Origin of the sequence: Xanthomonas theicola, from assembly GCF_014236795.1 — a bacterium.
Taxonomy (GTDB): Bacteria; Pseudomonadota; Gammaproteobacteria; order Xanthomonadales; family Xanthomonadaceae; genus Xanthomonas_A; species Xanthomonas_A theicola.
Map to the genome: position 1 here is coordinate 2,161,127 of NZ_CP049017.1, position 24,846 is coordinate 2,185,972.

At 65.1% G+C, this 24,846-nt stretch carries 18 protein-coding genes, 3 tRNA genes, 9 pseudogenes and 1 other annotated feature; of the genes and pseudogenes, 8 read left to right on the plus strand and 22 right to left on the minus strand.

Going from position 1 to position 24,846, the window contains the following annotated elements; translation table 11 throughout:
• Positions 1-20: 20 nt before the first annotated feature.
• Positions 21-908, minus strand: coding sequence for an alpha/beta fold hydrolase (locus G4Q83_RS09940; RefSeq protein WP_128418671.1), 888 nt, complete (start codon positions 906-908; stop codon positions 21-23).
• Between the two features lie 103 nt (positions 909-1,011).
• On the opposite strand from G4Q83_RS09940, the gene G4Q83_RS09945 reads away from it, so the two are divergent.
• Complete coding sequence (locus G4Q83_RS09945) at positions 1,012-1,911, plus strand: LysR substrate-binding domain-containing protein (protein ID WP_128418670.1); 900 nt, start codon at positions 1,012-1,014, stop codon at positions 1,909-1,911.
• On the opposite strand, the gene G4Q83_RS09950 is transcribed toward G4Q83_RS09945, so the two are convergent.
• From G4Q83_RS09950 to G4Q83_RS10010, 13 genes and pseudogenes are all read right to left on the minus strand, one after another.
• On the minus strand, positions 1,886-2,029 hold the full coding sequence (locus tag G4Q83_RS09950) for a DUF2274 domain-containing protein (RefSeq protein WP_221893117.1): 144 nt from the start codon (positions 2,027-2,029) through the stop codon (positions 1,886-1,888). The genes G4Q83_RS09945 and G4Q83_RS09950 overlap by 26 nt on opposite strands.
• A 323-nt stretch (positions 2,030-2,352) precedes the next feature.
• Positions 2,353-2,714 (minus strand): annotated as a pseudogene (locus G4Q83_RS09955) (transposase); the annotation flags it as partial.
• 59 nt (positions 2,715-2,773) lie between these two features.
• Positions 2,774-3,016: pseudogene (locus G4Q83_RS09960) on the minus strand (transposase); the annotation flags it as partial.
• A gap of 170 nt (positions 3,017-3,186) precedes the next feature.
• On the minus strand, positions 3,187-5,325 hold the full coding sequence (gene glgX, locus G4Q83_RS09965; RefSeq protein ID WP_128418669.1) for a glycogen debranching protein GlgX: 2,139 nt from the start codon (positions 5,323-5,325) through the stop codon (positions 3,187-3,189).
• A gap of 310 nt (positions 5,326-5,635) precedes the next feature.
• Positions 5,636-5,712: transfer RNA gene (locus G4Q83_RS09970), tRNA-Arg, on the minus strand.
• A gap of 164 nt (positions 5,713-5,876) precedes the next feature.
• Positions 5,877-5,953 (minus strand) — tRNA-Arg (locus tag G4Q83_RS09975).
• Positions 5,954-6,015: 62 nt separating this feature from the next.
• A pseudogene (locus G4Q83_RS09980) lies at positions 6,016-6,853 on the minus strand (alpha/beta hydrolase family protein).
• Positions 6,850-7,659 (minus strand): bifunctional hydroxymethylpyrimidine kinase/phosphomethylpyrimidine kinase, encoded by an 810-nt coding sequence (gene thiD, locus G4Q83_RS09985; protein ID WP_128418668.1) that lies wholly within the window; start codon positions 7,657-7,659, stop codon positions 6,850-6,852. Before thiD ends, G4Q83_RS09980 begins: the two are co-directional and overlap by 4 nt.
• 43 nt (positions 7,660-7,702) lie before the next feature.
• Entirely contained in the window at positions 7,703-8,371 is a 669-nt protein-coding gene (locus G4Q83_RS09990; RefSeq protein WP_128418667.1) for a YoaK family protein, read from the minus strand.
• A gap of 69 nt (positions 8,372-8,440) precedes the next feature.
• Complete coding sequence (locus G4Q83_RS09995) at positions 8,441-8,932, minus strand: hypothetical protein (protein ID WP_128418666.1); 492 nt, start codon at positions 8,930-8,932, stop codon at positions 8,441-8,443.
• Positions 8,929-10,329, minus strand: a complete 1,401-nt coding sequence (locus G4Q83_RS10000; RefSeq protein WP_128418665.1) for a PhoH family protein — start codon at positions 10,327-10,329, stop codon at positions 8,929-8,931. The genes G4Q83_RS09995 and G4Q83_RS10000 overlap by 4 nt, the downstream gene beginning before the upstream one ends.
• Positions 10,330-10,413: 84 nt before the next feature.
• Complete coding sequence (locus G4Q83_RS10005) at positions 10,414-10,893, minus strand: peroxiredoxin (RefSeq protein ID WP_128418664.1); 480 nt, start codon at positions 10,891-10,893, stop codon at positions 10,414-10,416.
• Positions 10,894-10,955: 62 nt separating this feature from the next.
• A complete protein-coding gene (locus G4Q83_RS10010) occupies positions 10,956-11,531 on the minus strand; it encodes a glycine cleavage system transcriptional repressor (protein WP_128418731.1) in 576 nt (191 codons plus the stop codon).
• A gap of 149 nt (positions 11,532-11,680) precedes the next feature.
• Here G4Q83_RS10010 and dapA point away from each other — a divergent pair, with 149 nt between their 5' ends.
• Entirely contained in the window at positions 11,681-12,589 is a 909-nt protein-coding gene (dapA, locus tag G4Q83_RS10015; RefSeq protein WP_128418663.1) for a 4-hydroxy-tetrahydrodipicolinate synthase, read from the plus strand.
• A 17-nt stretch (positions 12,590-12,606) separates the two neighbouring features.
• The gene (locus G4Q83_RS10020; protein WP_128418662.1) at positions 12,607-13,137 is read left to right on the plus strand and encodes a hypothetical protein; all 531 of its coding nucleotides are present in this window, start codon (positions 12,607-12,609) and stop codon (positions 13,135-13,137) included.
• A gap of 674 nt (positions 13,138-13,811) precedes the next feature.
• Here G4Q83_RS10020 and G4Q83_RS10025 read toward each other — a convergent pair.
• Positions 13,812-14,012 (minus strand): annotated as a pseudogene (locus tag G4Q83_RS10025) (transposase); the annotation flags it as partial.
• A gap of 26 nt (positions 14,013-14,038) precedes the next feature.
• A pseudogene (locus tag G4Q83_RS10030) lies at positions 14,039-15,189 on the minus strand (IS3 family transposase).
• A 211-nt stretch (positions 15,190-15,400) separates the two neighbouring features.
• On the opposite strand from G4Q83_RS10030, the pseudogene G4Q83_RS10035 reads away from it, so the two are divergent.
• The 5 genes and pseudogenes from G4Q83_RS10035 to G4Q83_RS10055 form a co-directional block, all read left to right on the plus strand.
• A pseudogene (locus G4Q83_RS10035) lies at positions 15,401-15,932 on the plus strand (IS5 family transposase); the annotation flags it as partial.
• 658 nt (positions 15,933-16,590) lie between these two features.
• Positions 16,591-17,073 carry a hypothetical protein gene (locus G4Q83_RS10040; protein WP_246432342.1) on the plus strand — a complete coding sequence of 161 codons (483 nt, stop codon included), beginning with the start codon at positions 16,591-16,593 and terminating at the stop codon, positions 17,071-17,073.
• Between the two features lie 61 nt (positions 17,074-17,134).
• Positions 17,135-17,805 (plus strand): annotated as a pseudogene (locus G4Q83_RS10045) (IS5 family transposase).
• A 47-nt stretch (positions 17,806-17,852) separates the two neighbouring features.
• Positions 17,853-18,322 (plus strand): annotated as a pseudogene (locus tag G4Q83_RS10050) (IS3 family transposase); the annotation flags it as partial.
• Positions 18,134-18,249 (plus strand) — a sequence feature (AL1L pseudoknot). (Overlaps the previous pseudogene by 116 nt.)
• 16 nt (positions 18,323-18,338) lie before the next feature.
• A complete protein-coding gene (locus G4Q83_RS10055; protein ID WP_185817393.1) occupies positions 18,339-18,689 on the plus strand; it encodes a site-specific integrase in 351 nt (116 codons plus the stop codon).
• A gap of 48 nt (positions 18,690-18,737) precedes the next feature.
• Here G4Q83_RS10055 and G4Q83_RS10060 read toward each other — a convergent pair.
• The 6 genes and pseudogenes from G4Q83_RS10060 to G4Q83_RS10085 all read right to left on the minus strand — a co-directional run bounded on the left by G4Q83_RS10060 (position 18,738) and on the right by G4Q83_RS10085 (position 24,846).
• Positions 18,738-18,814: transfer RNA gene (locus G4Q83_RS10060), tRNA-Asn, on the minus strand.
• A 97-nt stretch (positions 18,815-18,911) separates the two neighbouring features.
• Positions 18,912-19,337: a type IV pilin protein gene (locus G4Q83_RS10065; RefSeq protein WP_128421869.1), complete on the minus strand. Its 426-nt coding sequence runs from the start codon at positions 19,335-19,337 to the stop codon at positions 18,912-18,914.
• Positions 19,337-22,438: a pilus assembly protein gene (locus G4Q83_RS10070; protein ID WP_246432343.1), complete on the minus strand. Its 3,102-nt coding sequence runs from the start codon at positions 22,436-22,438 to the stop codon at positions 19,337-19,339. The genes G4Q83_RS10065 and G4Q83_RS10070 overlap by 1 nt, the downstream gene beginning before the upstream one ends.
• Before the next feature lie 155 nt (positions 22,439-22,593).
• Positions 22,594-23,577 (minus strand): IS5 family transposase, encoded by a 984-nt coding sequence (locus G4Q83_RS10075; RefSeq protein ID WP_185817191.1) that lies wholly within the window; start codon positions 23,575-23,577, stop codon positions 22,594-22,596.
• Positions 23,578-23,646: 69 nt separating this feature from the next.
• Positions 23,647-24,267, minus strand: a pseudogene (locus tag G4Q83_RS10080) (hypothetical protein); the annotation flags it as partial.
• Positions 24,268-24,276: 9 nt separating this feature from the next.
• Positions 24,277-24,846, minus strand: a complete 570-nt coding sequence (locus G4Q83_RS10085) for a pilus assembly PilX family protein (protein WP_128420819.1) — start codon at positions 24,844-24,846, stop codon at positions 24,277-24,279.

A 24,846-nucleotide genomic window follows, 5' to 3' on the forward strand; every position in this document is an offset into this window, starting at 1 on the left:
ACGCTCGTAAGGCATGCCGCTTACTTCAGGCAGAACCGCAGAATCGCCTCGGCGACTGCCTGCGGCGTTTCGCGCTGCGGGAAGTGACCGATGCCATCGAGCACCTGCCGCTCGTACCGACCACTGAAGAACGCCTTCCGCCCCTTGGAACTGTCAGGGTGATTGCAGGTGTCGGCACCGCCGTGCAGCACCAGCGTCGACACCGACAGCACCGGCGCCGGATGCAAGCGCGCTTCATCCTCGGCATAGGCCGGATCGCCGTCGGCGAAGCCCCAGCGGTGACGGTAGGAGTGCAGCACGATCTCGGCCCAGTCCTCACCCTGGAAAGCCCGCGCCGCCTCGTCGAAGTCGGCCTGTTCGTACCAGCCTGCCGGGGCCCAGGTGTCCCACATCATCCGGGCGAACGCCTCGCGCTCGTCCTGCACCACGCGCGCGCCGCGCGGCGTGGCCATGTACCAGTGATACCAGTAGTTGCGCGCCTGTGGCAGCGCCAGCGGCTGGTTCGGATCGTTGGTGCCATAGCCCACCGACAGCATGACCAAGTGCGAGGCCACGCCGTCGCGCAGGCCGCAGGCATTGGCGGCCGCGCGTGCGCCCCAGTCGTGGCCGATCAGCGCGGGCTGCGCCAGGCCGAGCACGTCGATGAAATCCAGCAGGTCACGGCCCAGGGCGGACAACTGGCCGCTGCGCGGCGTGGCGGCATCGCGCAAGCGCGTCGGCGCGAAGCCACGCAGCGCCGGCGCCAGCACGCGGTAGCCGGCATCGGCCAGCATGGGAGCCACGGCCTTCCAGCATTCGGGGCTGTCCGGCCAGCCGTGCAGCAGGATGGCGGTTCGCGCTCCCTGCGGATTCCATTTGAGATAGGCGATGTCGAGCCGTTCGGTTGTGGCAACTTGATAGTGCTGCATGGGCTTGTCTCCCGTCGTGAAGATGGGCCAGCGTAGCTGGACGACTCCATTCGATTGGAGAATAATCATTCATCATTGATGATTTTTTGTGTTGAATGACTGGATGAACCTATCTCCCATCGCCGACGGCCCGCCGCTGGAAACGGTGCTGCTGCGCACCTTCCTCGAAATCGTGGACAGCGGCAGCTTCGCCACCGCCGCCGAACGGCTGGCGCTGACGCCTTCTGCCGTCAGCGGGCACATGCGGCGGCTGGAACAGATCGCCGGTGCCAGCCTGCTGGCGCGCACCACGCGCCGGCTGGAGCTGACCCAGGCGGGCGACACCCTGTACGCCTACGGTCGCAACATCCTCGATCTGGAGCGCGAGGCCCGCGCCAAGCTGCGGGGCTCCCCGCTGCGCGGGCGCCTGCGCATCGGCGCCTCGGAAGACTTTGCCGGAGCCTGGCTGCCGCAGGTGCTGCAACGCTTTCGCCAGTGGCATCCGGAAGCCACGGTGGAATTGAAGGTTGGCATCACCGCGGACCTGCTGCGCCAGCAGGAAAGTGGCCGCCTGGATCTGGTGCTCGGCAAGCAATGCAGCCGGGTCGAAGGCGGCGGCACCTTGTTGTGGGAGGAACCGCTGGTGTGGGCGTTTGCAGCCGATCAGCCGCTGCCGGCGGAAGAACCGCTGCCGCTGGCGGTCTTTCCCGAGCCGTGCGTCTATCGGGAATCGGCGGTCACGGCGCTGGGCCAGACGGATCGCACCTGGCGCATCGTCTTCGAGAGCAGCAGCATGGCCGGCTGCCTGTCGGCGGCACGCGCGGGCTTCGCCATTACGGTCATCGCCGACAGTCAGCGCAGCGAAGGCTTGCGCGTGCTGGGCCGCGAAGATGGCCTGCCCGAACTGCCGGCGGCGCGCTTCTACGCTTTCGCCGGCAAGGACAACCCGGCCGGCGCGGCACTGATCGAGGTAGCCCGACGCGCCGGGCAGAGCCGGTTCACTCCGCGCGGGCTGCGGGACTGATCGGCGTTGAGGCTGCTTTCGTGGATCGCGCAGAAGCCGCAGCGCTGCGACGAAAACCCCGATCCCCCGCCATGAACGCCTCGAGCATGTGCGGGATCAGCGTCACGGCATTGACCACTTCGCCATACGCCTGCGCGTGTAGCTCGGCGTAGCGGTCGAAACGTTGCCGACAACATTCTGACCGTTATGTTGCGGCCAAAGAGATGTGTCCGCAGCGCATGCGTTGATGCCTTCATAGATAGAATGCGGAGGCACCCGCGCAGCGCACATAAATTCCGGCCCCCAGTGCCCTACGTCTGTCTCAGGAAGTCCATGACAGCCGGTGGCTTTCGTGGCCGAGGCGCGGGTGGCAACCCAGCGATATCGACGCTGGCCAGCGCTTTGGCCTTCATTTCAAGGTCAACCTCGGCATAGATAGTGGTCGTATCGAGCGAGACGTGTCCCAGCCATGCCCGGATGCGCCGCAACCAACCCCGTCATGGCGTGAAGCGGCGGTCCAGCCCCGCCTGGGCGAAGGACGCCGACGCCTTGCGCAGGATCTCCTTGGCCCGGCGCCGCTCCCGATTCTCCCGCTCCAACGCCTTCATCCGCGCTCGCTCCTCCGTCGTCAGGCCTGGGCGCAACCCTTGGTCGCGCTCGGCCCGGCGCACCCACCAGCGCAACGTCTCGGCCGTGCACCCGATCTTCCCGGCAATCGACGCGAGCGCCGCCCACGGCGAACTGTGCTCGCCTTGATGCTCCAGCACCAGCCCAACTGCCCGCTCCCGCACGTGCGGGCAATACGTCACTGCCTGCTTGCTCATGACGCCATCCTCTCAACAGTTGGAGCCTCCAAGTATCCCGGGGCGGTTCAGACTCAGTGCTTGTGGATCGCGCTGGCGCTGCCGAAGCGCTCCTTGGGCAAAGCCTTCCACTGGCATCCGGTGCGCAGGACATACACCACCGCTTCAAACACCAGCCGAGCTGGCTTGGGCGGTCGCCCAGCGCCAGCTCGGCGCCGGTACTCCGTCGTCGCTGGGCGCTCGCGTACGGGAATCAACGGTTCGGCCCGAGCCCAGAGGTCATCCGTTACCACCCACGCGTCCACGCGTTTACCGGTTGCCATACTTTCGCTGCCTCGCCGCGTGCTGGGCGGCTCAGAGCAATAGTTCACTATTTACGGGCAGGTTCTTAGTCACCTTGAAGATTGCGCCATGCGCGCACCTTCTTCCACGCGCTCATGCAGCAAGTGATTGACCCGCTGGGAAGAAATGTGGGGACGTCTCAGGAGCAAGCTCAGTTCGCCGCTGGCGTCTGACATTCGAACACACTGACGCTGCGCGGCGGGGCGAGGAAATCGCTGGCGCCGGCAGGCATGCTGTCGGCCTGCAGTGCCTCGTCGGTGGACAGCACCAGCTTCCACTGCACTTGCTCCTCGGACGGAGGCAGGGTGAAGGTGACGCCTTCGTGGTAGGCGTTGATGACGAGGAGCAAGGTGTCGTCGTTGGCCAATTCCCTGACCCCGGAGGTCTGCGCCTTGCCTTCCAGCAGCAGGCCGACCGAGCGCGCGCCGGCGTCGGTCCAGTGCGTGTCTTCCATCTCGGTACCCCCGGGATTTAACCAGGTGAGGTCGCGTACGCCAGCGTCCTCGTTGTACTGGCCGTTGAGGAAGCGCCCGCGGGTCAGGATCGGATAGCGCCTGCGCAGCGCGCTCAGCGCTTTGACGAAGGCGGTCAGCCGGCCTTCGCTCGGATCGTTGTCCCAGTCGATCCAGGTGATCTCGTTGTCCTGGCAGTAGGTATTGTTGTTGCCGCCCTGGGTCTGTGCGCGCTCGTCGCCGGCGAGCAGCATCGGCGTGCCTTGCGCCAGCAGCAGCGTGGCCAGCAGATTCTTGGTCTGCCGCTCGCGCAGCTGCAGCGTCTGCGGGTTGTCCGTGGTGCCTTCCTCACCATAGTTGCAGGAGCCGTCGTTGGACGAACCGTCGCGGTTGTCCTCGCCGTTGGCTTCGTTATGCTTTTCGTTGTAGCTGACCAGGTCGCGCAGGGTGAAGCCGTCGTGCGCGGTGACGAAGTTGACCGAGGCCCACGGCCGGCGGCCGCGACGGTCGAACAGGTCCGCCGAGCCGGTGAAGCGGGTCGCGAATTCGGCCAGCGTGCCCTGCTCGCCTTTCCAGAACGCGCGCGCGTTGTCGCGGAACTTGTCGTTCCACTCCGACCAGCCCGGCGGGAAATGGCCGACTTGGTAGCCGCCGGGGCCGCAGTCCCACGGTTCGGCGATCAGTTTCACCTCCGACAACAGCGGATCCTGGTTGCAGGCGTCGAGGAAGCCGCCGCGCTGGTCGAAGCCGGTGGGTTCACGGCCGAGGATGGTGGCCAGGTCGAAGCGGAAGCCGTCCACATGCATTTCGCCGGCCCAGTAGCGCAGCGAATCGTTGACGAACTGGATCACCCGCGAGTTGCTCAGGTTCAGGGTGTTGCCGGTGCCGGTGTCGTTGATGTAGTAGCGCTTGTCGTCGGCGAGGCGGTAGTAGCTGACGTTGTCGATGCCGCGGAACGACAGGGTGGGGCCGAGCTCGCTGCCTTCGGCGGTGTGGTTGTAGACCACGTCGAGGATGATTTCCAGGCCCTGGCGGTGCATCGCCTTGACCATGTCGCGGAATTCGTCGCGATGGCCGCTCGCCAGGTAGCGGGTCTTGATCGCGAAGAAGCCGAGCGTGTTGTAGCCCCAGTAGTTGCGCAGGCCCTTGTCGAGCAGGTGCTGGTCGTCCAGGTAGGCGTGCACCGGCAGCAGCTCGACCGCGCTGACGCCGAGCTCCTTGATGTAGCGCAGCACCGGCTCCTGGGCCAGGCCGGCGCAGGTCCCGCGCAGCGCCTGCGGCACCTGCGGATGGCGCATGGTGTAGCCGCGCACGTGCGTCTCGTACACCAGCGTTTCGCTCCAGGGCCGCTGCAGCCGGGCGTCGTCTTCCCAGTCGTAGGTGTCCTCGACGACCACGCACTTGGGCATGAACGGCGCGCTGTCGCGCTCGTCGAAGCTCAGGTCGCCATCCGGGTGGCCCACGGTGTAGCCGTACAGTTCGTCGGCCCAGACCAGGTCTCCGTCGATTTCCCGGGCATAGGGGTCGAGCAGCAGCTTGTTGTAGTTGAAGCGATGGCCCTCGCTCGGCGCATACGGGCCGTGCACGCGATAGCCGTAGCGCTGGCCGGGCTTCACGTCGGGCAGGTAGCCGTGCCATATCTCGTTGGTGTACTCGGGCAGATCCAGCCGGGTTTCGGTGCCGGCCTCGTCGAACAGGCACAGTTCCACGCGCGTGGCGTGCGCGGAGAACAGGGCGAAGTTGGTGCCCTGGCCGTCGAAGACTGCGCCACGGGGGAAGGGCCGCCCTTGGCGGATGCGCGAGGGCGTGGCGTAGACGGCGCTGGCAGGGTGTCGCATCGGTCGAGTGCTCTTGGCCGGCATGCCGGCGTGGGGAAAGAAACGCAAGCATCGCCCCGGCGGCCGTGCACGGCGCGTCATGGTATGCCGAGTGGGGTGTGAGGAGGCGCGTGCCTGGCGCCGCGCGGCTCAACGCGGCAGGTCGAACAGCAGGAGCTCGGTGTCCTGCGCATCGGACAAGCGCAACTGCGGCCCGTCGACCGCCTGCACCGCGGATCACCTGCAGGTAGGCGCCGCGTTCGCGCAGCGCGCATGCGGCGAACCGCAAGGCAAAAGACGACAAGCGTGGACTTGTCGTTTTCCATCTGATTGGTGCGCCCGGAGAGATTCGAACTCCCGACCGCCTGGTTCGTAGCCAGGTACTCTATCCAACTGAGCTACGGGCGCGTGGTCAGGCGCGCGATTATTCCCGAGTTCCGCCGATTCGTCTACACCGGTGTGCGCGATGCCGCTGCCGATCGCGCGCAGCGGCGCGGGCGCATGGCGCCCGAGCCCCGGCGGACGTGCAAAAAAAAAAAAGACAAACCCGAGTTTGTCGTTTTTCATCTGACTGGTGCGCCCGGAGAGATTCGAACTCCCGACCGCCTGGTTCGTAGCCAGGTACTCTATCCAACTGAGCTACGGGCGCGTCGTCAGGGGCGGAATTATTACCGAGTCCCCCGTGACCCGTCAATGCTCTTCGCGGAAAATTCACTCTGCAGCGCCGAGCAGGGCCTGCGCCACCGCCGCCGGCCGCTTCCTCCAGAGAAATGGTCGGCAGCGGTGCCCAATTGCACCGCATCCAGCGAGCATACCTGGAGCGTGCGCGGCGCCAGCTTGTGCAGCAGGGCGCGCAACGAGGTTTCCGGCGCCAGCCAGTCGTCCTGCAACACCGCGCCATGCACCTGCGCGGCGACCTGCGCCAGCAGCGCTTCCAGGTCTGCCGCGGCTAGCGATTGCCCAGGCCCACCCGCGACCAGTCCGCGATCAGGCCGCGCGCCTCGGTGCCGCCGAAGTCGAGGCGGCGTCCGTGCAGCACGCCCTGGCGCTGCGCCAGTCACGGCAGCAGGCGGTACGCCAGCGGCAGCAGATAGCGCCGCGGCGCGGCGAAGCAGCGCCAGTACGCGGTGCCGCTCGCGACCAGCCACAGCCGCGCGAAGGCTTGCGGATGCAGCGCGGCGTGGCAGCAGGCCACCTGCCCGCCGAGGCTTTGGCCGCCGATGGCCAGCGGCAACGCGCCGTGCTGCGCGAGCCTCGCATGGCTGGCCGGCAGGTCTTCGCACAGCAGGTGCCGATAGCCCCAGTCCTGCATGCGCGACGCGCGCAGCGTGCTGCTGCCGTTGCCGCGCCATTCGTGAAGGAACACAGCCATGCCCTGTGCGGCCAGCGCCTCGGCCAACGGCAGGTAGTGGCGTGCGGCCACGCCAAGCGCGGGCAGCCACAGCAGCGACTGGCGCGGCGCCGCGGGGACGCGCGTCAGCACGGTCCAGCTATGGCCGTCCCCAACGCCGGCCTGCAGCGCGTCGTCCGATGCCAACGGCATGCTCATGCGTGGCGTGCGGCGCCGAAATGGTCCAGCACCACCACGTCGCCGCGGCCGGGGTGGTAGCCGCCTTGCAGCGCGCGGGCGACGTAGTCGATCGCCGCTTCGCAGGCCACCGGCAACGCCAGGCCCTGGCACAGCTGCGCGGCGATCGCCGCGGCGAGGGTACAGCCGGTGCCGTGCGCCTGCAGTTCCAACCGTGCGTGGCTGAATTCGCTGCGGCTGACCCCGTCGTCGTAGCGGTCGATCACCCGGTGGCCTTCGGCCAGGTGGCCGCCCTTGAGCAACACCGCCTGCGCGCCGGCCTCGAGCAACGCGGCGGTGGCGTGCTCGGCATCGTCGGCGCTCTCGATCGTGCGCCCCAGCAGCAACTGCGCTTCCTGCGTGTTCGGCGTGACCAGGGTCGCCAGCGGCAGCAGGCGGCGGCGCAGTGCATCCAGCGCATCGTCCTCGAGCAGCCTGGCGCCGCTGGTCGCGACCATCACTGGGTCCAGCACCACGAACGGCGGCCGGTATTCCTCCAGCGCGTCGGCGACCAGATGGATCACCGCGGCATTGGCCAGCATGCCGAGCTTGACCGCGGCGATGTCGAAATCGACGAAGCAAGCGTCGATCTGCGCGCGCAGGAACGGCAGCGGCGGCACGTGCACGGCGCTGACCCCGCGGGTGTGCTGCGCGGTCAGCGCGGCGATCGCCGACAGGCCGTGCACGCGGTGGGCGGCGAAGGTCTTCAGGTCGGCCTGGATGCCGGCGCCGCCGCCCGAGTCGGTGCCGGCGATGCTCAGCGCGGAGACGATGCTGGGTTCGCTCATGCGCCGATTGTGCAGCGCCGGCCGCGGCTTGGCGACCACCCGCTCAGCGCTCGCGGCGTCGGTAGTGGGCCTGCAACGCATAACCGCTGCCGACCAGCCCGGTCAGCAGCGCTGGCGCGAGCAGCGCATCGAAGCCGACGCGGCGGTAGGCCCAGGCGCCGAGCACGCCGCCGAGCAGGAAGCCGGTGATGATCAGCAGGCTGAGACGGATGCGCCGCCGCGGTAGCGGCAAGCCGCGCAGCGCCTGGCCCAGGCCGATGCCCAGGTCGGTGAACATGCCGGTCAGGTGGGTGGTGCGCACCACCGCGCCGCTGTAGGTGGTGGTCATCGCGTTCTGCAGGCCGCAGGCGGTGGCGGCGAACAGCGCGCCGAGGAGTTGTTGCTGATTGAACGCCTGCATCGCCGCCAGCAGCAACAACGCCTCCAGCGCCAGCGCCACGCCGTAGCGGCGGCCCAGGCGCAGGCGGCTGTCCTGCACCACGATGCCGCTGAGCACGGCGCCGCCGAGGAAGGCCAGCACCACGCCGACCAGGTTGCCGATCGCGCGCATGTCGCCATCGGCCAGCGCCGCGCCGAGCAGGGTGGTGGTACCGGTCAGGTGGGTCACCGCCTGGTGCTCGAAGCCGAGATAGCCGACTACGTTGACCATGCCGGCGACGCAGGCCAGCGCGCCGGCGAACGCCCAGGCCCAGCGCGGCAGCTCGACGTTCATGCGCCGGCGCGGCGCCGGCGTGCGTCGCACGACGGGCTGGACGGAGGCGGCCGGCGCATGCGTTGCGGCCTACTTCGCGCCGTTGACGGCGATCTCGGAGAACGTGCCGCTGGCCGGATCGAACACCGCCCCCCAGAAGCCGCTGCCGCCGCCGCACACGCGCACCGCATCGACGCTGGGGTCCAGATCGCTGCCGTCGTGCGGCTTAAACGCGTTGACGTAGATCGCCTGCTTGCCGCGGTAGAGGATGCCGACGTACTGGCGGTCGTCGCCGGCCGGATCGGCGATCGTGGGCTGCAATTGCGCCAGCCGCGTCTCCAGCTGCGCGACCTGCTCCACGGTCGGCACCCAGTAGCCGCCGACCACGCCGTCGTGGCGCGCCGGGCTGTCGCGCGAACAAGTGTCGAGCACCTGCGCGGCGGTGCTGTTGCGGGTGACGACCCACGACTGCCCGGCCTTGATCGCGGTCGGCACGCTGGCCGGCCCGCGCGTGGTGGCGCACGCACCGAGCAGGGCCAGCGCCAGCGCCGCGCCGCCGAGGCGTGCGCCGGCGGCGTTCACAGCACCTCCGAGGCGTAGTCGGCCAGCCGCGAGCGCTCGCCGCGGCGCAGAGTGATGTGCGCACTGTGCGGCCAGGCCTTGAAGCGGTCGACCGCGTAGGTCAGGCCCGAGGTGGTCTCGGTCAGGTAGGGCGTGTCGATCTGTTCGACGTTGCCCAGGCACACGATCTTGGTGCCGGGGCCGGCACGGGTGATCAGCGTCTTCATCTGCTTCGGGGTCAGGTTCTGCGCTTCGTCCAGGATCAGGTAGCGCGACAGGAAGGTGCGCCCGCGCATGAAGTTCATCGAGCGGATCTTGATCCGGCTGGCGAGCAGGTCGTTGGTCGCCGCGCGGCCCCACGCGCCGCCTTCCTGGTTGTGGGTGAGCACTTCCAGGTTGTCGGTCAGCGCGCCCATCCACGGCGTCATCTTCTCTTCCTCGGTGCCGGGCAGGAAGCCGATGTCCTCGCCCACGCTGACCGTGGCGCGGGTCATGATGATCTCGCGGTAGCGCTGCTGGTCCATCGTCTGCGCAAGTCCCGCCGCCAGCGCCAGCAACGTCTTGCCGGTGCCGGCGGTGCCGAGCAGGGTGACGAAGTCGATCTCCGGGTCCATCAGCGCGTTGAGCGCGAAGTTCTGCTCGCGGTTGCGCGCGGCAATGCCCCACACCGCATGCTGGCCGCTGCGGAAGTCGTCGACCAGCGCCAGCGTCGCCTTGCGCTCGCCGCCGACCTTGACTACGCGCAGTTCCACCTCGTCGTCGCCGGGCAGGTACAGGTACTGGTTCGGGTACCAGTCTTCGTCCCCGGCCAGGGCGATCTCGTAGCTGGTGCGGCCCTTGTCGCTCCAGCTGCGCAGGTCCTGGTTGTGCTTCTGCCAGAAATCCTCCGGCAGCTCGATCGCGCCGGTGTACAGCAGGCTGAAATCGTCGAGCGCGCGGTCGTTCTCGTAGTCCTCGGCGGCCAGGCCGCTGATCGCCGCCTTGATCCGCAGGTTGATGTCCTTGGACACCAGGATCACCGGCGTGTCCGGGCCGTCCTCGCGCAGCGCCAGCACCGCGGCCAGGATCTTGTTGTCCGGCGCCACGGTGCCGAAGCTGCGCCCCGGCTCGACCGGGCGGGTCTGGAAGTACAGGCGGCCGATGCTGCCGCTGCTCTTGAGCTGGAGGCCCTGCGGATGGCTGAGCGGGATGCCCGACGCGATCTGCTCGGCGCCGGCGCCTTCGATCAGCTCGTTGAGGAAACGGCTGACCTGGCGCGCGTTGCGGCTGACCTCGGACATACCCTTCTTGGCGTTGTCCAGTTCCTCGATCACCTGCATCGGCAGGAACACGTCGTGTTCCTCGAACTTGAACAGCGCGGTGGGGTCGTGCATCAGCACGTTGGTATCCAGCACGTAGATACGCTTGCCTCGGGTCATCGTGGATTCCTGGAAATGGGACAGGCGCCAACCGTCACCGCCTGCGCGGGGCAGGGTGATGAGGCGTGCGTGAAGCGCGAATGATCACTGCCGGGCGGCGGCCTGCAGCGCGTCGAACACGGCCTGGGCGTGGCCGGGAACCTTGACCTTGCGCCAGCTGCGCAGCAGCCGGCCCGAGGGCGCGATCAGGAAGGTGCTGCGCTCGATGCCGAGCGCCTGGCGGCCGTACATGTTCTTTTCCTTGATCACGTCGAACGCGCGGCACAGGGCCTCGTCGGCATCGCTGACCAGCGGGAAGCGGAAGCCCTGCTTGGCGCAGAAGTTGTCGTGCGACTTCAGCGAATCGCGCGAGACGCCGAGCACGGCGGCGTTGGCCTGCTCGAACTGCGGCAGCAGCATGTTGAAGTCGATGCCCTCGGTGGTACAGCCGGGCGTGCCGTCCTTCGGATAGAAATACAGCACCAGCCAGCGGCCGGCGTAATCGCCAAGCGTGGCGCTGGCGCCGCCGGACAACGCCAGCGGCAATGCCAGCGTGGTGCGGTCCAGGGTGTCGCCGTCCTTCATTGCCTGTCCTCCGCTTGCATCGCCATCATCTGCGTTCGAATGCGTCGATGTCCAGCGTGGCTTCAGAACTTCATCGGGTCCATGATCGCGTCCAGGTTCAGGTGGTCGCAGAACTCGAGGAAATCGTCGCGCAGCGCGGCGATGTGCATATTCGCCGGCACCCCGATCGTCACCTGCGCCGAGAACATCTCCGCGCCGGTCTGCATCGCCCGGTAGCGCGTGCTCTGCAGGTTCTCGATGGTGATGCCCTGGCGGTCGAAGAAATCCGCCAACTGGAACAGGATGCCCGGCTTGTCGGCGGCGATGACCTCCACGATGTAGGGCAGCAGGTTCGATTGCGCCTGCTTGGCGCCGGTGCGATACCACACCAGCTTGATGCCTTCCTCGCGGTCGAGCCGGGTCAGCATGGCCTCGAGCTTGGCGACCGAGTCCCACGAGCCGGTCGCCAGCGCGGTCACCGACACGTCACGGCCGACCGTAGTCAGGCGTGCGTCGACCAGGTTGCAGCCGCTGTCGGCGATGCGACGCGTCACCGGCAGCAACGGCGACTCCGGATGCGTCGTATAGGCGTTGATCAGGAGATGGTTTTCGGTCGGCGCGGGCCGGGGCGTATTGTCTGTCAAAGGGGCTTCCGGCATTGCGTAAGGCTGAACGGCGTCCGGGCGGTCGCTCGGTGCAGTGTGCAGCATACTTGCCCGCGCTTTCGGGCCGCAAGTAACATGCGGGACCAACCCGTCCGTGCGGGCCGCACGCGGCACCCTCTATTCACCAGCGAGCATCCGGCATCTTGTCCCTCTCCGGCATCATCACCGCCCTGGCCACGCCCTTCCAGGGCAATGGCGACCCCGACCTCGACGCCTGGCAGCGACTGCTCGAACGGCAGCTGGCCGGCGGCGTGCAGGGGGTGGTGGTGGCGGGATCGACTGGAGAGGCGGCCACGCTGCAGGACGCCGAATACGATCTGCTGCTGCGCGACGCGGCGCAGACCATCGGCGGACGCGTGCCGCTGCTGGCCGGCAGCGGCCTGTCCGGCACCGCCAAGACAGTCGCGTTGACCCGCCGCGCCGCCGCCAACGGGGCGCATTACGCGCTGGTGGTGACGCCGCCGTACGTGCGCCCGACCCAGGCCGGCCTGCTCGCGCACTACCTGCAAGTGGCCGAGCATGGCGGCCTGCCGGTGGTGTTGTACAACGTGCCCGGCCGCACCGGCTGCGACCTGCTGCCGGACACAGTGGCGCAGCTGGCGCAGCATCCCAACATCGTCGGGATCAAGGAAGCCATTAGCGATCCGCTGCGCATCGCCGCGCTGCTGGCGCTGCGCAGCGACCGCTTCGCCGTGCTCAGCGGCGACGACGGCAGCGCCGCGCAGGCCATGCTGAGCGGGTTCGACGGGTTGATCTCGGTTGCCTCCAATGCCTTACCGGCGGCCTACCGGCGCCTGTGCGATTTGGCGCGCGCGCGCCGGACCGAGCAGGCGCAGGTCTGGGACATGCGCCTGCAGCCGTTCCACGCGTTCTGCGGCGTCGAATCCAACCCGATCCCGGTCAAGGCGCTGCTGCAGCGCGCCGGCATCGGCCAGGGCCTGCGGTTGCCGCTGCTGCCGCTGTCCGCGGCGCACCAGGCCAGCGCCGACCGTCTCGCCGCCGACGCAGCCGCGTTGGAAGAACTATCCAGCCGCGAAACGCTCGCGGCCTGACCCCAGGAGATTCATCGATGCGTGCTTCCCTTCCATACGCCCGCGTGCTGTCGGCCGCCGTCCTGGCGACCACCATGGTCGCGGCCACCAGCGGTTGCAGCTGGTTCCACAAGGGCAAGCCGCGCGGCGATTACGCGTTGGCGCCCGAGATGCGTCCGTTGGAGGTGCCCCCGGACCTGACCGCGCCGGATACCTCGGGGGCGATGAAGGTGCCGGCGCTGGCCTCGGCCACGCAGCGCCCCGCTGCCGCCGCCCCGGGCCAGGCACCGGTGGCGTCGAACAGCGGCTTCGTGGTGCCGGGCGCGCGCGACCATGTGTTCGGCCAGGTCGGCGACGCGCTCGGCGCCATCGAAGGCGTCACCATCGCCAGCCGCGCGCAGGTGCTCGGCTCCTACGACGTGGCCTATGCAGGCAGCAACTTCCTGGTCCGCGTGGTCGCGGTGGATGCTGGGGTATACGTGTCGACGGTCGATCCACGCGGCCTGCCGGCCACCGGCGATGCGCCGGTCAAGCTGATCGCGATGCTGAAGGCCAAGCTCGGCTATTGAGCCGGTGCGAATGGGGGCCGATCCGCAAATCCGGCGGGTGCCGGCGTCAATTCCAATACCAGCCAACCGACGCCCCGCTCGTCGCCGTTCACCTCCCCGGTGTCCGACTGGATATCCCACCCAGGCAACCAACTGGACCATACAGATCCCGTTGGTCGAGGCCGGCTCCATTGGCGGTCCCGACGACCATAACCTAAGCCCGGCCGGCCGTGCGCCTCATCCTCAGTTGGGAGCAGAACCCTCGGATCCGACGGCGACGCTGGAGGAGATTGGTCGGCAGTTCAAGCGCCTTACCGGCAGTGACGCGCATGAGAACACGGGGATGGCCAGCCTGCGCACGCTGGGGGTTCGGCATGTTCCCAGCGCCGAGGCGGTAGTGGTCAGGCAGGCCGAGCCGGGACCACCTCGCTACGGCTAACACCGATGCCCATCGCCGTCACGAGCCGGAGCAAACTTGTCCCAGTTGCCTGACCGATGCCGATAAAAGAGTCCTTTTAAATCAATTACATTACTTTTTACAACTTGGCAGATTACCTCAGATTACCCCGGCGGGTAACCTTGTTTTTTAGTAAATATCCCCCGGCAAAGCCGGGGGCTTTAGAGATGTGAGCCGCTCAAAGCGGCTGCGGGAGCGCTACGCGCCTCCCTTGTTAGGGCCACCTGAAGGTGGCCGACTACCTCAGCAACTGCAATTGGTCCAAGCGCCGATCTTCCGCCTCTTGGTTCTGGATGTATGCCCCGATCAACCCTTCATCCCGACCTACCCTCGTAACGAAGTAACCTCGCGCCCAGAAGCTCTGCCCTACAAAGTTCCGCTTCCGCTCCCCATGCACCCGCGCTAGGTGGATGGCGCTCTTGCCCTTGATATAGCCCACTGGACCGGCCAGATTTCCGTAGACACTCAGTCGCCGCTCTGCGCGTAGCGCCTTTCAAACTCTACCGGTGACACGCCGCCAGCGGAACCATGCCGGCGGATCGGGTTGTAGAACATCTCGATATAGTCGAACACGTCCGATGCCGCCATGGCGCGTGTCGGGTAGATCCGACGCTTGATACGTTCCTTCTTCAAGACGCTGAAGAAGCTCTCGGCCACGGCGTTGTCATGGCAGTTCCCGCGTCGGCTCATGCTCGGCACCATCCGGTGCGCCTTCAGGAACGACTGCCAATCGCTGCTGGTGAACTGGCAGCCCTGGTCGGAGTGCACCATCACGCCAGGACCGGGCTTGCGCCGCCACGCCGCTGCCACCAGTGCCTGCAGCACCAGATCGCTGGTCATTGTCGAAGCGGTTGCCCAACCCACGATCTGGCGCCAATACAGCTCCATTACCGCTGCCAAGAACAGCCAGCCCTCGTAGGTGCGGATATAGGTGATGTCCGTGACCCAGACCTTGTTCGGGGCCTGCGGAATGAAGTCCCGGTTGAGCACATTCGCCACCACGCCGACCGGACCTCCCCGCTAACGCGGCTTGCTGCCGTAGCCAACCTGCGCTCGCAAGCCTTCGGCCTTCATCAAGCGCCGCACCCGGTGACGGCTGCAACGCTCGCCGGCCTCACGCAGATCCAGGGTGAGCTTGCGATAGCCGTACACCGCGCCGCTGGCCAGCCAGTGGTGCTTGATCAGGCCCAGCAAGCGCTGGTCCTCGCGTTCGCGGACGCTGGTGCCGTTGCGCAGCCAGGCCTAGTAACCACTGCGATGCACGCCCAGCATCCGGCACATCGTCGCCAGACGAAACTCCCGGACGTGCGCACGCATGAACGCGTACTTCGCCCTTACCCCTTGGCAAAGTACGCGGCGGCTTTTTTTAGGATGTCGCGCTCCTCGGTTACCCGCCTCAGTTCGGCCTTGAGCCGGCGAATCTCCGCTGAGTCGGTCGACGCCGCTGCAGCGCCGGCTGCCGGCGCCATCTTCCTGGCGGCCTGCACCCACCCGTATAGCGTGTGCTTGGGAATCCCGATTCGGGAGGCCACATCCACCACCGTGAAGCCGCGTTCGATCACCTGCTTCACCGCCTCGGCCCGGAACTCATCCGTGTACTGCTTGCTGTTGCCCATAAACACCTCGGTCATTGCCATCAATTATGCCGTCCGGATGTCTACGAAAGGCTGGCCGGTCCAATCCATCTCGGTTTCTCCGTCTCGTGTGCTTGGCCGCTCACGTTGCGGAGTCTCCGGGATGGACTCCCGGATACGTCAAACTTCTACTGCCTCCCCGGCAGAGCCGGGGGAACTCTCAGGTTGGTTTAGGACCTGTTAACACTAATAAATCGAAGCGGTCTCGCTGGACTCCACCAGCATCAAGATGCATCCCGATGGCACTGGTACATTAAAAAAACGGCCCGCAGTCCATTGGCAAGTCGCGCGGTGGATGGAACGCCAAGATTCATATGGTTGCCGCAGATGCTCAAACAGCCATCACGTTCGGATTGACGCCCGCTAACGCGCATGAGGCACCGGCAGGCCGCACATTGCTTGAACACCTGGGGCCAGTGGAGCGGCCGATCCATGTACTGTTGGACCGTGCTTACGAAGGCAATGAAACCCGCCAGTTGGCGCTTGATCTTGGCTTCGTGCCGGTGGTCTGGCCGAAGTCCAATCGGGTCGATCCTTTGGAGTACAACCGGGAAATGTACAAGCGGCGCAACGAAGTGGAGGGGCTGTTGCGTCACTTGAAAGACGACCGCTGGATTTTTTCACGCTTCGAGAAGCTGGATGTCATGTTCCTCCGATTCCTCAGCTTCGTCCTGGTCGTTGATGGGCTTCGGATGTGTCAACAGGCTCTAAAATCAACGACTTGATGCGGCATCCGCCCCCGGAATTACCTGGTTGCCTCTTTCCGATGGTCATCTGAAAATCTGGCTGTCAGGCCGGCGGCCGCCATGGCCCCGTAGGAGGCGCTGGAAGGGGGCCACCCGCGCAGGGATCCGCAGGGGCCGTCAACCCACTGGAACCGCCCTGAACGCCAGCAGCGGCGCGCCCGCTCGAGGGGCGCAGGGTGCAGAAAAACAGGCGCATGAAGACCGCAGGCGTGGCGGGCGACGACTACGCACGCCAAGAGCTGACGCATGCCGACCGTGGTCCGGGGCCTAGGCCCTGGGCGGTGGCCGTCGCCCATCGCAGCCTGCTCGCGCCTGCCGGGCGCGCTCGGTCCGACCGCCCAGCAGGCGACCACGAAAAGCCGCCCCGTGGGGCGGCTCGTAGGTGGCCTGTGTTGGCGGCTGCAGTTGCCGGGGTGCTACTTCGGCGCCGCCGCGGCACGCTGGCATCGCCGGACGCGGGGCCAAGGCGGCCGCTCAACCCGCGTGGCGCCTGAGCAGCGCCGGGCCGGCTTGCTGACACGTAGCGGCGCAGCTTGGTTGAAATGGTAGACAGATGCCGTTTACAGGCCACCGACGTATTGTATGACAGCAGGCCCAGGTCTAGCTTCTGCATGCGACCAAACAAGGAGTGTTACCTATGCGGATTTTGAAGTTGCTTGTCCCGGCCGTCCTGCTGGCCCTCACAACTGGCGCCGCTGTCGCCGTCAACAAGTTGAATCCTGCTGACGTGATCCCCGGCCTGGGCGAGAGCGTGCCCGCCGGCGTAAAAAACACCAGCCTGTCGTCTAAGTTCAAGGTCTACAAGTTCAGCAAGGACGGCCTGGACTACGTGCAGATCAACTCGCTGAAGGACGAGGTACTGTCTGTCACCATCGTCACACCTGGTGTGCAGACCACCCTGCCGATCGGTCGCGCTGCCGAGACGACTATGGCAGTCGTCAGCGACGAAAAGCAGCAACCCATGGGGATGGTCACCGCGGCGGCCAAGTGTCCCTGCAGCGCACAGGTCGTGTACGACGATGCCACGACCCGCATCGTGGTCATCTACGGCGAAAACGGCGAGTACATCGAGACCATCGTGGTCGACAAGCGCAAGGCGGCGGTGTCCATCCCGCACTAGGATCTGTCATCAATTGCTAGAATAGTGGATGCTTGTCGCCCCTTTACTCTCCGGCCCTGCAATGGCACGTCGCTACGCCCTGCGAGACGATCAGTGGGATCGCATCCGCGATCTGCTTCCCGGCCGAGCCGGCCATGTCGGCGTGACTGCCAAAGACAACCGGCTGTTCGTCGAAGCCGTGCTGTACCGCTACCGAGCCGGCATCCCCTGGCGCGATCTGCCTGAGCGCTTCGGCGATTTTCGCGTGATCCACCTGCGACATAGCCGCTGGAGCCGGTCCGGCGTCTGGCACCAGGTGTTCCAGGCCTTGTCGAAAGACGCGGACAACGAGTACGCAATGATCGACAGCACCATCGTCCGGGCGCATCAGCACAGCGCCGGGGCAATAAGGGGGAGCGGCAAGCCATCGGACGCAGCCGCGGCGGACTGAGCAGCAAGATCCACGCGGTGGTCGATGCACTGGGCAATCCGCTGGCGTTTCATCTGACCGCAGGCCAGGCGTCGGATCTGGAAGGTGCAGATGCCTTGTTGCCGCCCTTGTCGGTGGGCGCCTTGCTCGCTGACCGAGCCTACGACGCCAGCGCGCGCGTCATCGAGCCGATGCAGCGACAGGGGACCCAGATCGTCATCCCCTCCCACCCAACACGCAACGTGCAACGTGACTACGACCGGGTGCTGTACAGGGATCGACACTTGATCGAGAACTTCTTTGCCAAACTCAAGCAGTACTGAACCGCCCCTGGATTCCAGGAGGCTCCAACTGTTGAGAGGATGGCGTCATGAGCAAGCAGCCAGTGACGTATTGCCCGGACGTGCGGGAGCGGGCAGTTGGGATGGTGCTGGAGCATCGAGGCGAGCACAGTTCGCCGTGGGCGGCGCTCGCGTCGATTGCCGGGAAGATCGGGTGCGCGGCCGAGACGTTGCGCTGGTGGGTGCGCCGGGCCGAGCGCGACCAAGGGTTGCGCCCAGGCCTGACGACGGAGGAGCGAGCGCGGATGAAGGCGCTGGAGCGGGAGAATCGGGAGCGGCGCCAGGCCAAGGAGATTCTGCGCAAGGCCTCGGCGTCCTTCGCCCAGGCGGAGCTGGACCGCCGCTTCACGCCATGACGGGGTTGGTTGCGGCGCATCGCGCCGCCGACGCAGTCGAGCCGATCTGCCGGGTGCTGGAGATGGCTCGGTCGACGGTCTACAGCCCTGCCGGACATTTCCGACGAAGGCATCCGCTACCGACCAAGCAAGGCCGGAAAGCGGGCCCGTGTCACGATCGTGGGGTGGACCGATGAGCTACGGGAGGTCGTGGAGGAGGCGAAGAGGCTGTGGTGCCGGTTCGGTCGCGAGTGGCTGTTCGAGAGCCACCCACGCGGCCCCAGCCCGCGTCGCGGCGTCGGCCCCTACACCACCAGCGGGGTCCGCGCCTTGTGGCGCGTGACCCGCGAGAAGGCCGGTCTCAGGGACGTGCGCCTGCATGACTTCCGCGCTAAGGCTGGATCGGACGCGACCAGCGAAAGCGAAGCGCAGGACCTGCTCACCCACTCCAATCCGGCCGTCACGCGGCGGCACTATCGCCGCAAGCCCAAGACGGTACAGCAGTCAGATAGTGGACAAGCCCCCGAATAGCAGACAAAAGCAAAGGGCCGCGATCGTTCGCGGCCCCCTTGCAGTGCATGGCGCCCGAAGTTGGACTCGAACCAACGACCCCCTGATTAACAGTCAAGTGCTCTAACCGGCTGAGCTATTCGGGCGGGGAGGCGAATTATATAGAAGCCCCCGATCCATGGCAAGAGCAAGCACACGGGATTGCTCCACCAGTAGTAATCGGCGCGAGCTCCTTGCTCGATCTCACCAGCATTCGGTCTCCAGTGCCCCCGTCGATGTCGTCCGCGCGCCTTTTTGATCCAGGCCCAGGGTGCCGCATTTGGTGTCCTTCACCTTCTGCCGCCCCAGAGGGATGGCGCTGAGCCTGAAAGCGTTCTGGGTCGGCGGCACATCATTGAATCCGATCTTGTAGAACTGCGATAACGTCGGGTCGCATGTGGGCTCCGTTGCACCGACATAGCTCATCTTGGCGGTGGTGTAGTAGCGCTCCATCAACTGTGCTCCCTGCTGCAGGCAGACAGCCGCAGCGGCGCGCCTGGACTTCACGACGTAGGATTCGTAACTGGCGAAGGCAATCGCTGCCAGGACACCCACGATCAGCACCACGATCATGATTTCGATGAGGGTGAAGCCATGCTGCCGAGAGGGAGAGCCGAGAAGGGGACGCATCAATCATTCCTCAGGAGTTCACGCCAGGACACGCGCTTCATGTTGAGCGCGCTGCTATTGGTGCCGATGCCGACGGTACCGGCGTTATCCATGCCGGTCTGCATCTGGTTGCCGATGAAGATAGGGTTATTGGGGCTGCTGTCCAGTGCAATGCCCGAGACGGTCTTGCCTTGCAAGGTATCGCCGGTACTCGAGCCACCGCTGCCGTCCAGGTCGAAGAACGATTGCGGCATGCGCCCACCCGTGAATGGATTGATGGCCATCACGAAACCGTTGCCGCCAGGTTTGCAGACATCGCCCGAATCCGGTATCCGCGTCGTGCCGATCAACGCGGTTCCCTGGAAGAAGTTGGACACGACCATGCGCTCTCCTTGTGCGGTTCCTGGGGGAGGCACCAAGTCCATGTACCATCCATCGGCGCCAGGGCTAGGCTGGTCCTCGATCACGCGCACGGTACGCCCGTTCACGACGCCCTGCTCCACAATATCGACCTTGTTCAGCGAAGAGCGGTCCGAAGCGATGCTGCGGCCACGGTCGATCAAACCATACCAGGTCTGTACGTCCTTGTTGGAGATATCCCCATCGGACAGATACTTACCGGTGCCAAAAAACAGCCAGGTCAAGCCCGTCGACGGATCCTTGGCCGCGGCAGGGGCGGCAGTGATCGGCTGGGCTTTCGCCCCGAACTGCGCGGCGAACAACCGCGTGGCCTTGCCCGTCGCGCCAGTCATGTCGAAACGCCACAAGTTTCCGCGCAAATCACCGGCATAGATTCGATCGACGATGTAGTCGTTGTTGGAGGACCAGGCAAGTACCGAAGATAGACCATTGTCGCCCGTCGCGCCGGTCGCAATGCTGCTAGAGACGCCGGTCAGGAGATTGACCAGCACGAGATCGGCCGAATCCCCGCTGCTGTTGGGACCGTTGCCCACCATCACGTACCACTGGCCATTGCCGAGTTGCCCGATGATCGGCTTGCCGAGGTTGTTGCCGAGGGCGCCAAGGTCCGTAGAGGTCTTGTCCCACAATAGGGAGATGTTGCCCGGGTTGGTGACATCCAAGGCGAACATGCCTTTGCCGCCGCGTCCCATGGTACCGACCAGAACCGAACGCCAGCTCGCCGTGGCCGCATCGTAGACGTCGGACACGGTGAGTTCTCCATCGACGTAGTAGCGGTGGTCGTAATCGGGGTTGGTGTAATCCAGAAGACCGGTCATCGCCGCCCTAGGCACGAAAGCAAACTTCTCTGCGCCGGATATGGCGTCGAAGCCATGCAGCATGCCGTCGTTGGCACCGACGTACAGCATCGGCGCACGCGTCGCATTGGCGGCAGCGAACGACGCATAAGCTTTCGCGCCTGTGAACGTGGCGGTGGAGTAGAGGCGTGTACTCGGCACACCCACATAAACCGGCTGCGAATTAACGATGTCGCCCAATACGCCTGTTCGTGCGCGCAGCTTGCCTTTACCGGCCACTTCATTATTGACTGCTTCATTCGATCGATCGCCGCGCAGGTAGTCGATCTGTTGCTGGCTGGCGGAGGACAAAGGAGTGCCGTTCAAATTGCCATACGCAAAGTCCTTGAGCGCGGTAGCGCTGCCGGCGAATTTGATGACGCGAGTATTCCATGCCGGAATCTTGTCGCTGGCGCTCCATGCCGAGGTGGCCACCCCCGTCTTCGGGTCGACATCGTAGGCGATCAGATCGCCGCGCCAGGTGCCGCTGTAGAATATCGCCTGATAGGTTCGGGCACCGGACTGGAGCGTGGTGGTGTTGCTGGCCAGCGAGGAGGCTGAACCCTTCTTATCATCCAGGATGCGCTCGAATGCCCTGCGCAAGCTGGTCACCATCTTTTCCGCGTCGGCGGCGACATAGTAATTATCCGGCTGCTTGTACGAGGTATCGTTGTTGACATAGGACTTGCCATCCCACCATGCGGGATCCGACAGAGGGTCGAGATTGGTATCAGCATTGTAACCCTCCGGCGCCCGGAAACCGCCGTATTTGGCAGCAAGCCAGTACTGGTTGGTGCTTGGCGACTTGTAGTCGCCATATTCCACCACGTCGACCCAATGGGTGGACAGCGTCTGCTTGCCGGGCAAGCCGTCGCTTGCGGTATCGGGACGCAGGTCCTGGGTATGCGCATCGTAGGCAAGCGCGGCGATATAGGCCGAATTGCCGTTGCCGTTGAATGAATCAACAGACGCCCTAGCTGCGGCATCGGCCTCGTTCAATCCTTCCTTGCGCCAGATCTGTGTCATTCTGCTGATGACATTCACCGTCTTGTCGGCGCTCACCTCCGCGGGCTGTACCGGTTCTCCGCCCAAGTTGCGGGTATTGCCAGGCAGGTTCTTGTCGAAGTGGGTGTTGGTATCGCCGATGCCGAGGATGACGTTGACCTGGCACCGATAGGCGATCGGATCGTTCCAGTCGGTGATGACAGGAAAGCCGTCGGCCTGCTGGTACTTGCTGAGCGAATCCCCACTGAGGGAAGAATAAGAGGCGATGTTGCCCTGATGTTTGAAATAGCGGACGGCAGCGTAATAGAGCTCACTCACGTCGTCGAATGTCTTGACGTTCTTGCCCGTGCCGAGCTGGCCGAACTTGTTGAGGTAATTGATGACGCCGCTGTTTTTGATCGAATTGCTGCTGCCGACCGCCAACGTTGTGGCATCGGCATCGGCAGGATCGGGATTTTGGTAAATGACGCCGGTCTGCGGATCCCATTCGCGCGCCGCATTGGCAAGCTTGCCCTGATCCGGATTGTGACTGAAGGGACCGACGAACTTCTGCCTGGCACGCAGAATACCTGAATCGGAGCCCGGGCCCTGCTGTATATCGACGTTCTTGTATCCGAAGATGCTGTAGCGCATGCGCGTCGAGTATTCCTGGATCAGGCCCTCCGGTTTATAATTGGTGCTCGAATAGGCGACACAGTTGTCCTCCAAAAAGCCGACAACGCACACCTTGACGCGGACCGAGACTTCGAAGGTAAGGGTGGTATCGCGGACACACCCCCTGTTGCCGAAGGTAGTACACGTGGTCCCGTTCGGATTGAGGTAGCTGTTGTTCAGGCGATGAACCGCAGGATCGTAGGCCACCGCATTATTCTTGACAGCGTCCCAATCCGCGGGAGTGCTAAGGATAGTCTGATCAACGCGGTCGGAGGATGAGGCAAGCCATATCGACCACGCCCACGGCGCTCAGACCCTCGGTTTTTCGCCGTTTCCGGCGCATTTCCGGGGTATTTCCCGGATTACAGGCACACCCTCCCCACGACAGGCAGCAACTGCTTTCGCTTCAGCCACAGGTTCGACAGCGCAAACAGCGTCAGCACTTGCGCCGTGTTCTTCGCCAGGCCGCGATAGCGCACCTTGACGTAGCCAAACTGGCGCTTGATCACCCGGAACGGATGCTCCACCTTCGCCCTCAGGCTGGCCTTGGCGTGCTCCCAGCGCTGTGCCCACTTCAATTCGCGCTTGCTCTTGATCTGCTTCAGCTTCGAGGGCTTCTCCGCGATCAGATAGCGCAGCTTGCGCTTGCTCGCCATCTCCTCGCGCTTGGCCAGCCCGGTGTAGCCGCTGTCGCCGCATACCGTGTCTTCCTTGCCGTGCAGCAGCTTGTGCGCCTGGGTGATATCTGCGGCGTTGGCCGCCGTGCATTCCAAGTGGTGCACCAGCCCGGACTCATCGTCCACGCCGATGTGCGCTTTCATCCCGAAGTAGTACTGATTGCCCTTCTTGGTCTGGTGCATTTCCGGGTCGCGCTCGCCGTTCTTGTTCTTGGTCGAGCTGGGCGCGGCAATGATCGTGGCGTCCACGATGGTGCCGCCGCGCAGGCTCTGGCCCTTGCGCGATAGGTGCGCGTTGACCCGGTTGAACAGCGTGCGCGCCAGATCGTGCGTCTCCAGCAACCGGCGGAAGTTGAGGATCGTGGTCTCGTCCGGCACCTCATCCAACCCGCCGATCCTGGCGAAACGGCGCATCGACGCCGTGTCGTACAAGGCTTCTTCCGCGCCCGGGTCGCTCAGTGCGTACCACTGCTGCAGAAAGTGGATGCGCAGCATTGTCTCCAGCGGGTACGGCTGACGGCCCGGATGGCCCGACTTCGGATAGTGCGGCGCGATCAGCGCCAGCAGGTCTTTCCACGGCACCACCTGATCCATCTCGGCCAGCAACCTTTCGCGCCGCGTCTGCTTGCGCTTGCCGTTGTACTCCGCGTCGCCGAAAGACAATTGCATCGTCGTTGTCCTGTTGGGCTTTGTACGATTGTCGCAGGATCAGAGGGAGTTGTTCAGACCATCCCTAAAGCTGAATTGCATCTTGTTGCCGAGTCCGTCGATGCGGATATTCAGATTCCCCCAGGTCGACGGCATGGCGCCAGCGATGAGCGCCGCACTGTTGGTGATTGTGCGCCGCGGAAAATTCTGAGTGCTGTCGCGGTCCGCAATTGCCTTCTCGAGAATCGTCTCGGTGGCGGTGTCACTTACGCGGTAGCCACCGGTCAATGCCGAACGGAATGGATCGATGGTTTGCGTGGCCGCCCAGTTGAGGAAATTGCCGGACCACGATCCCGGCGTCCCGGCGCACGAATAGTTCTGCGGCTCATCTCCCAGTTTACTGACCGGATAGAAATGACGATCCGACTCTTTATTGCTATAGTAGTACTTGTAGCATTTCTTCGAATCGAAATAGCCGACGAACCTGGAGGTCGCCGAATACGTGTCCGACAGATTTGCCTTGCTGATGACGGTGGGATACTCGACCGAGGGCACCAGCGCCAGATTGCCCGGCACTGCGCTTCCCACGTACAACGGGGACTGCGAAACGTCGACTTCCGCCCCCGCACCGCCGATGGCCCCGATCAGCAGACCGGCCGCCACCGCGAGGAATGCGTCCCTGCGCGCTGCATACTGTGCTCGACTGGTCATGGAAGATCCTTATTTGACGGTGACGTTGGTTTGCAGGACGACGATCGCACGGCCACTGGCCGTGGTGGGATTGGCGCTACGCGCGATGACGCGGTAGTAATGTTCGAGGGAGGTGCCGCCAGTGCCGCCATATTGGTTCTGGTTGACGCTCGATCCCAAGCCCAGTTGATCTTCGCTCGTACGCTGGCCCAGGTACTGGATGTAGTATTGCGCAGGACCGGACTGCGCCTCCTGGACGACGGTGGAGTCGATCCAGCATTCCTGCGCGCCCAGATTGCATCCGCTCACGTTGCCGGTATACGTATTGGCAGGCACTGCAGGGCAGACCGTGGTACCGGACGAGCAGTTGAAGCCCACGGTTGCGCCTTTGCCGGCCGCATCCTTGATGACCTTCTCGGCGTTGCGAAGCGCGCCCTCCGCGGCCTGGAACGCCAGGCTGCGGTCGTACATGTTGGACGACATGCGCTCTTCCAGCAGCGTGCTCCGCAATACGGCGAGCCCCAGCAGGGTCATGACCAGCAACAGAAGCAGTACGATGACGAGAGAGATACCGGATTGCCGATGGATGGACGGGCTCAT

Bases quoted from the DNA above. Each gene is read 5' to 3' on its own strand.
- G4Q83_RS09940 (WP_128418671.1), bottom strand. From the start codon at position 908: ATGCAGCACTATCAAGTTGCCACAACCGAACGGCTCGACATCGCCTAT.
- G4Q83_RS09945 (WP_128418670.1), top strand. From the start codon at position 1,012: ATGAACCTATCTCCCATCGCCGACGGCCCGCCGCTGGAAACGGTGCTG.
- glgX (WP_128418669.1), bottom strand. From the start codon at position 5,325: ATGCGACACCCTGCCAGCGCCGTCTACGCCACGCCCTCGCGCATCCGC.
- thiD (WP_128418668.1), bottom strand. From the start codon at position 7,659: ATGAGCGAACCCAGCATCGTCTCCGCGCTGAGCATCGCCGGCACCGAC.
- G4Q83_RS09990 (WP_128418667.1), bottom strand. From the start codon at position 8,371: ATGAACGTCGAGCTGCCGCGCTGGGCCTGGGCGTTCGCCGGCGCGCTG.
- G4Q83_RS10000 (WP_128418665.1), bottom strand. From the start codon at position 10,329: ATGACCCGAGGCAAGCGTATCTACGTGCTGGATACCAACGTGCTGATG.
- G4Q83_RS10005 (WP_128418664.1), bottom strand. From the start codon at position 10,893: ATGAAGGACGGCGACACCCTGGACCGCACCACGCTGGCATTGCCGCTG.
- G4Q83_RS10010 (WP_128418731.1), bottom strand. From the start codon at position 11,531: ATGCCGGAAGCCCCTTTGACAGACAATACGCCCCGGCCCGCGCCGACC.
- G4Q83_RS10020 (WP_128418662.1), top strand. From the start codon at position 12,607: ATGCGTGCTTCCCTTCCATACGCCCGCGTGCTGTCGGCCGCCGTCCTG.
- G4Q83_RS10040 (WP_246432342.1), top strand. From the start codon at position 16,591: ATGCGGATTTTGAAGTTGCTTGTCCCGGCCGTCCTGCTGGCCCTCACA.
- G4Q83_RS10065 (WP_128421869.1), bottom strand. From the start codon at position 19,337: ATGCGTCCCCTTCTCGGCTCTCCCTCTCGGCAGCATGGCTTCACCCTC.
- G4Q83_RS10075 (WP_185817191.1), bottom strand. From the start codon at position 23,577: ATGCAATTGTCTTTCGGCGACGCGGAGTACAACGGCAAGCGCAAGCAG.
- G4Q83_RS10085 (WP_128420819.1), bottom strand. From the start codon at position 24,846: ATGAGCCCGTCCATCCATCGGCAATCCGGTATCTCTCTCGTCATCGTA.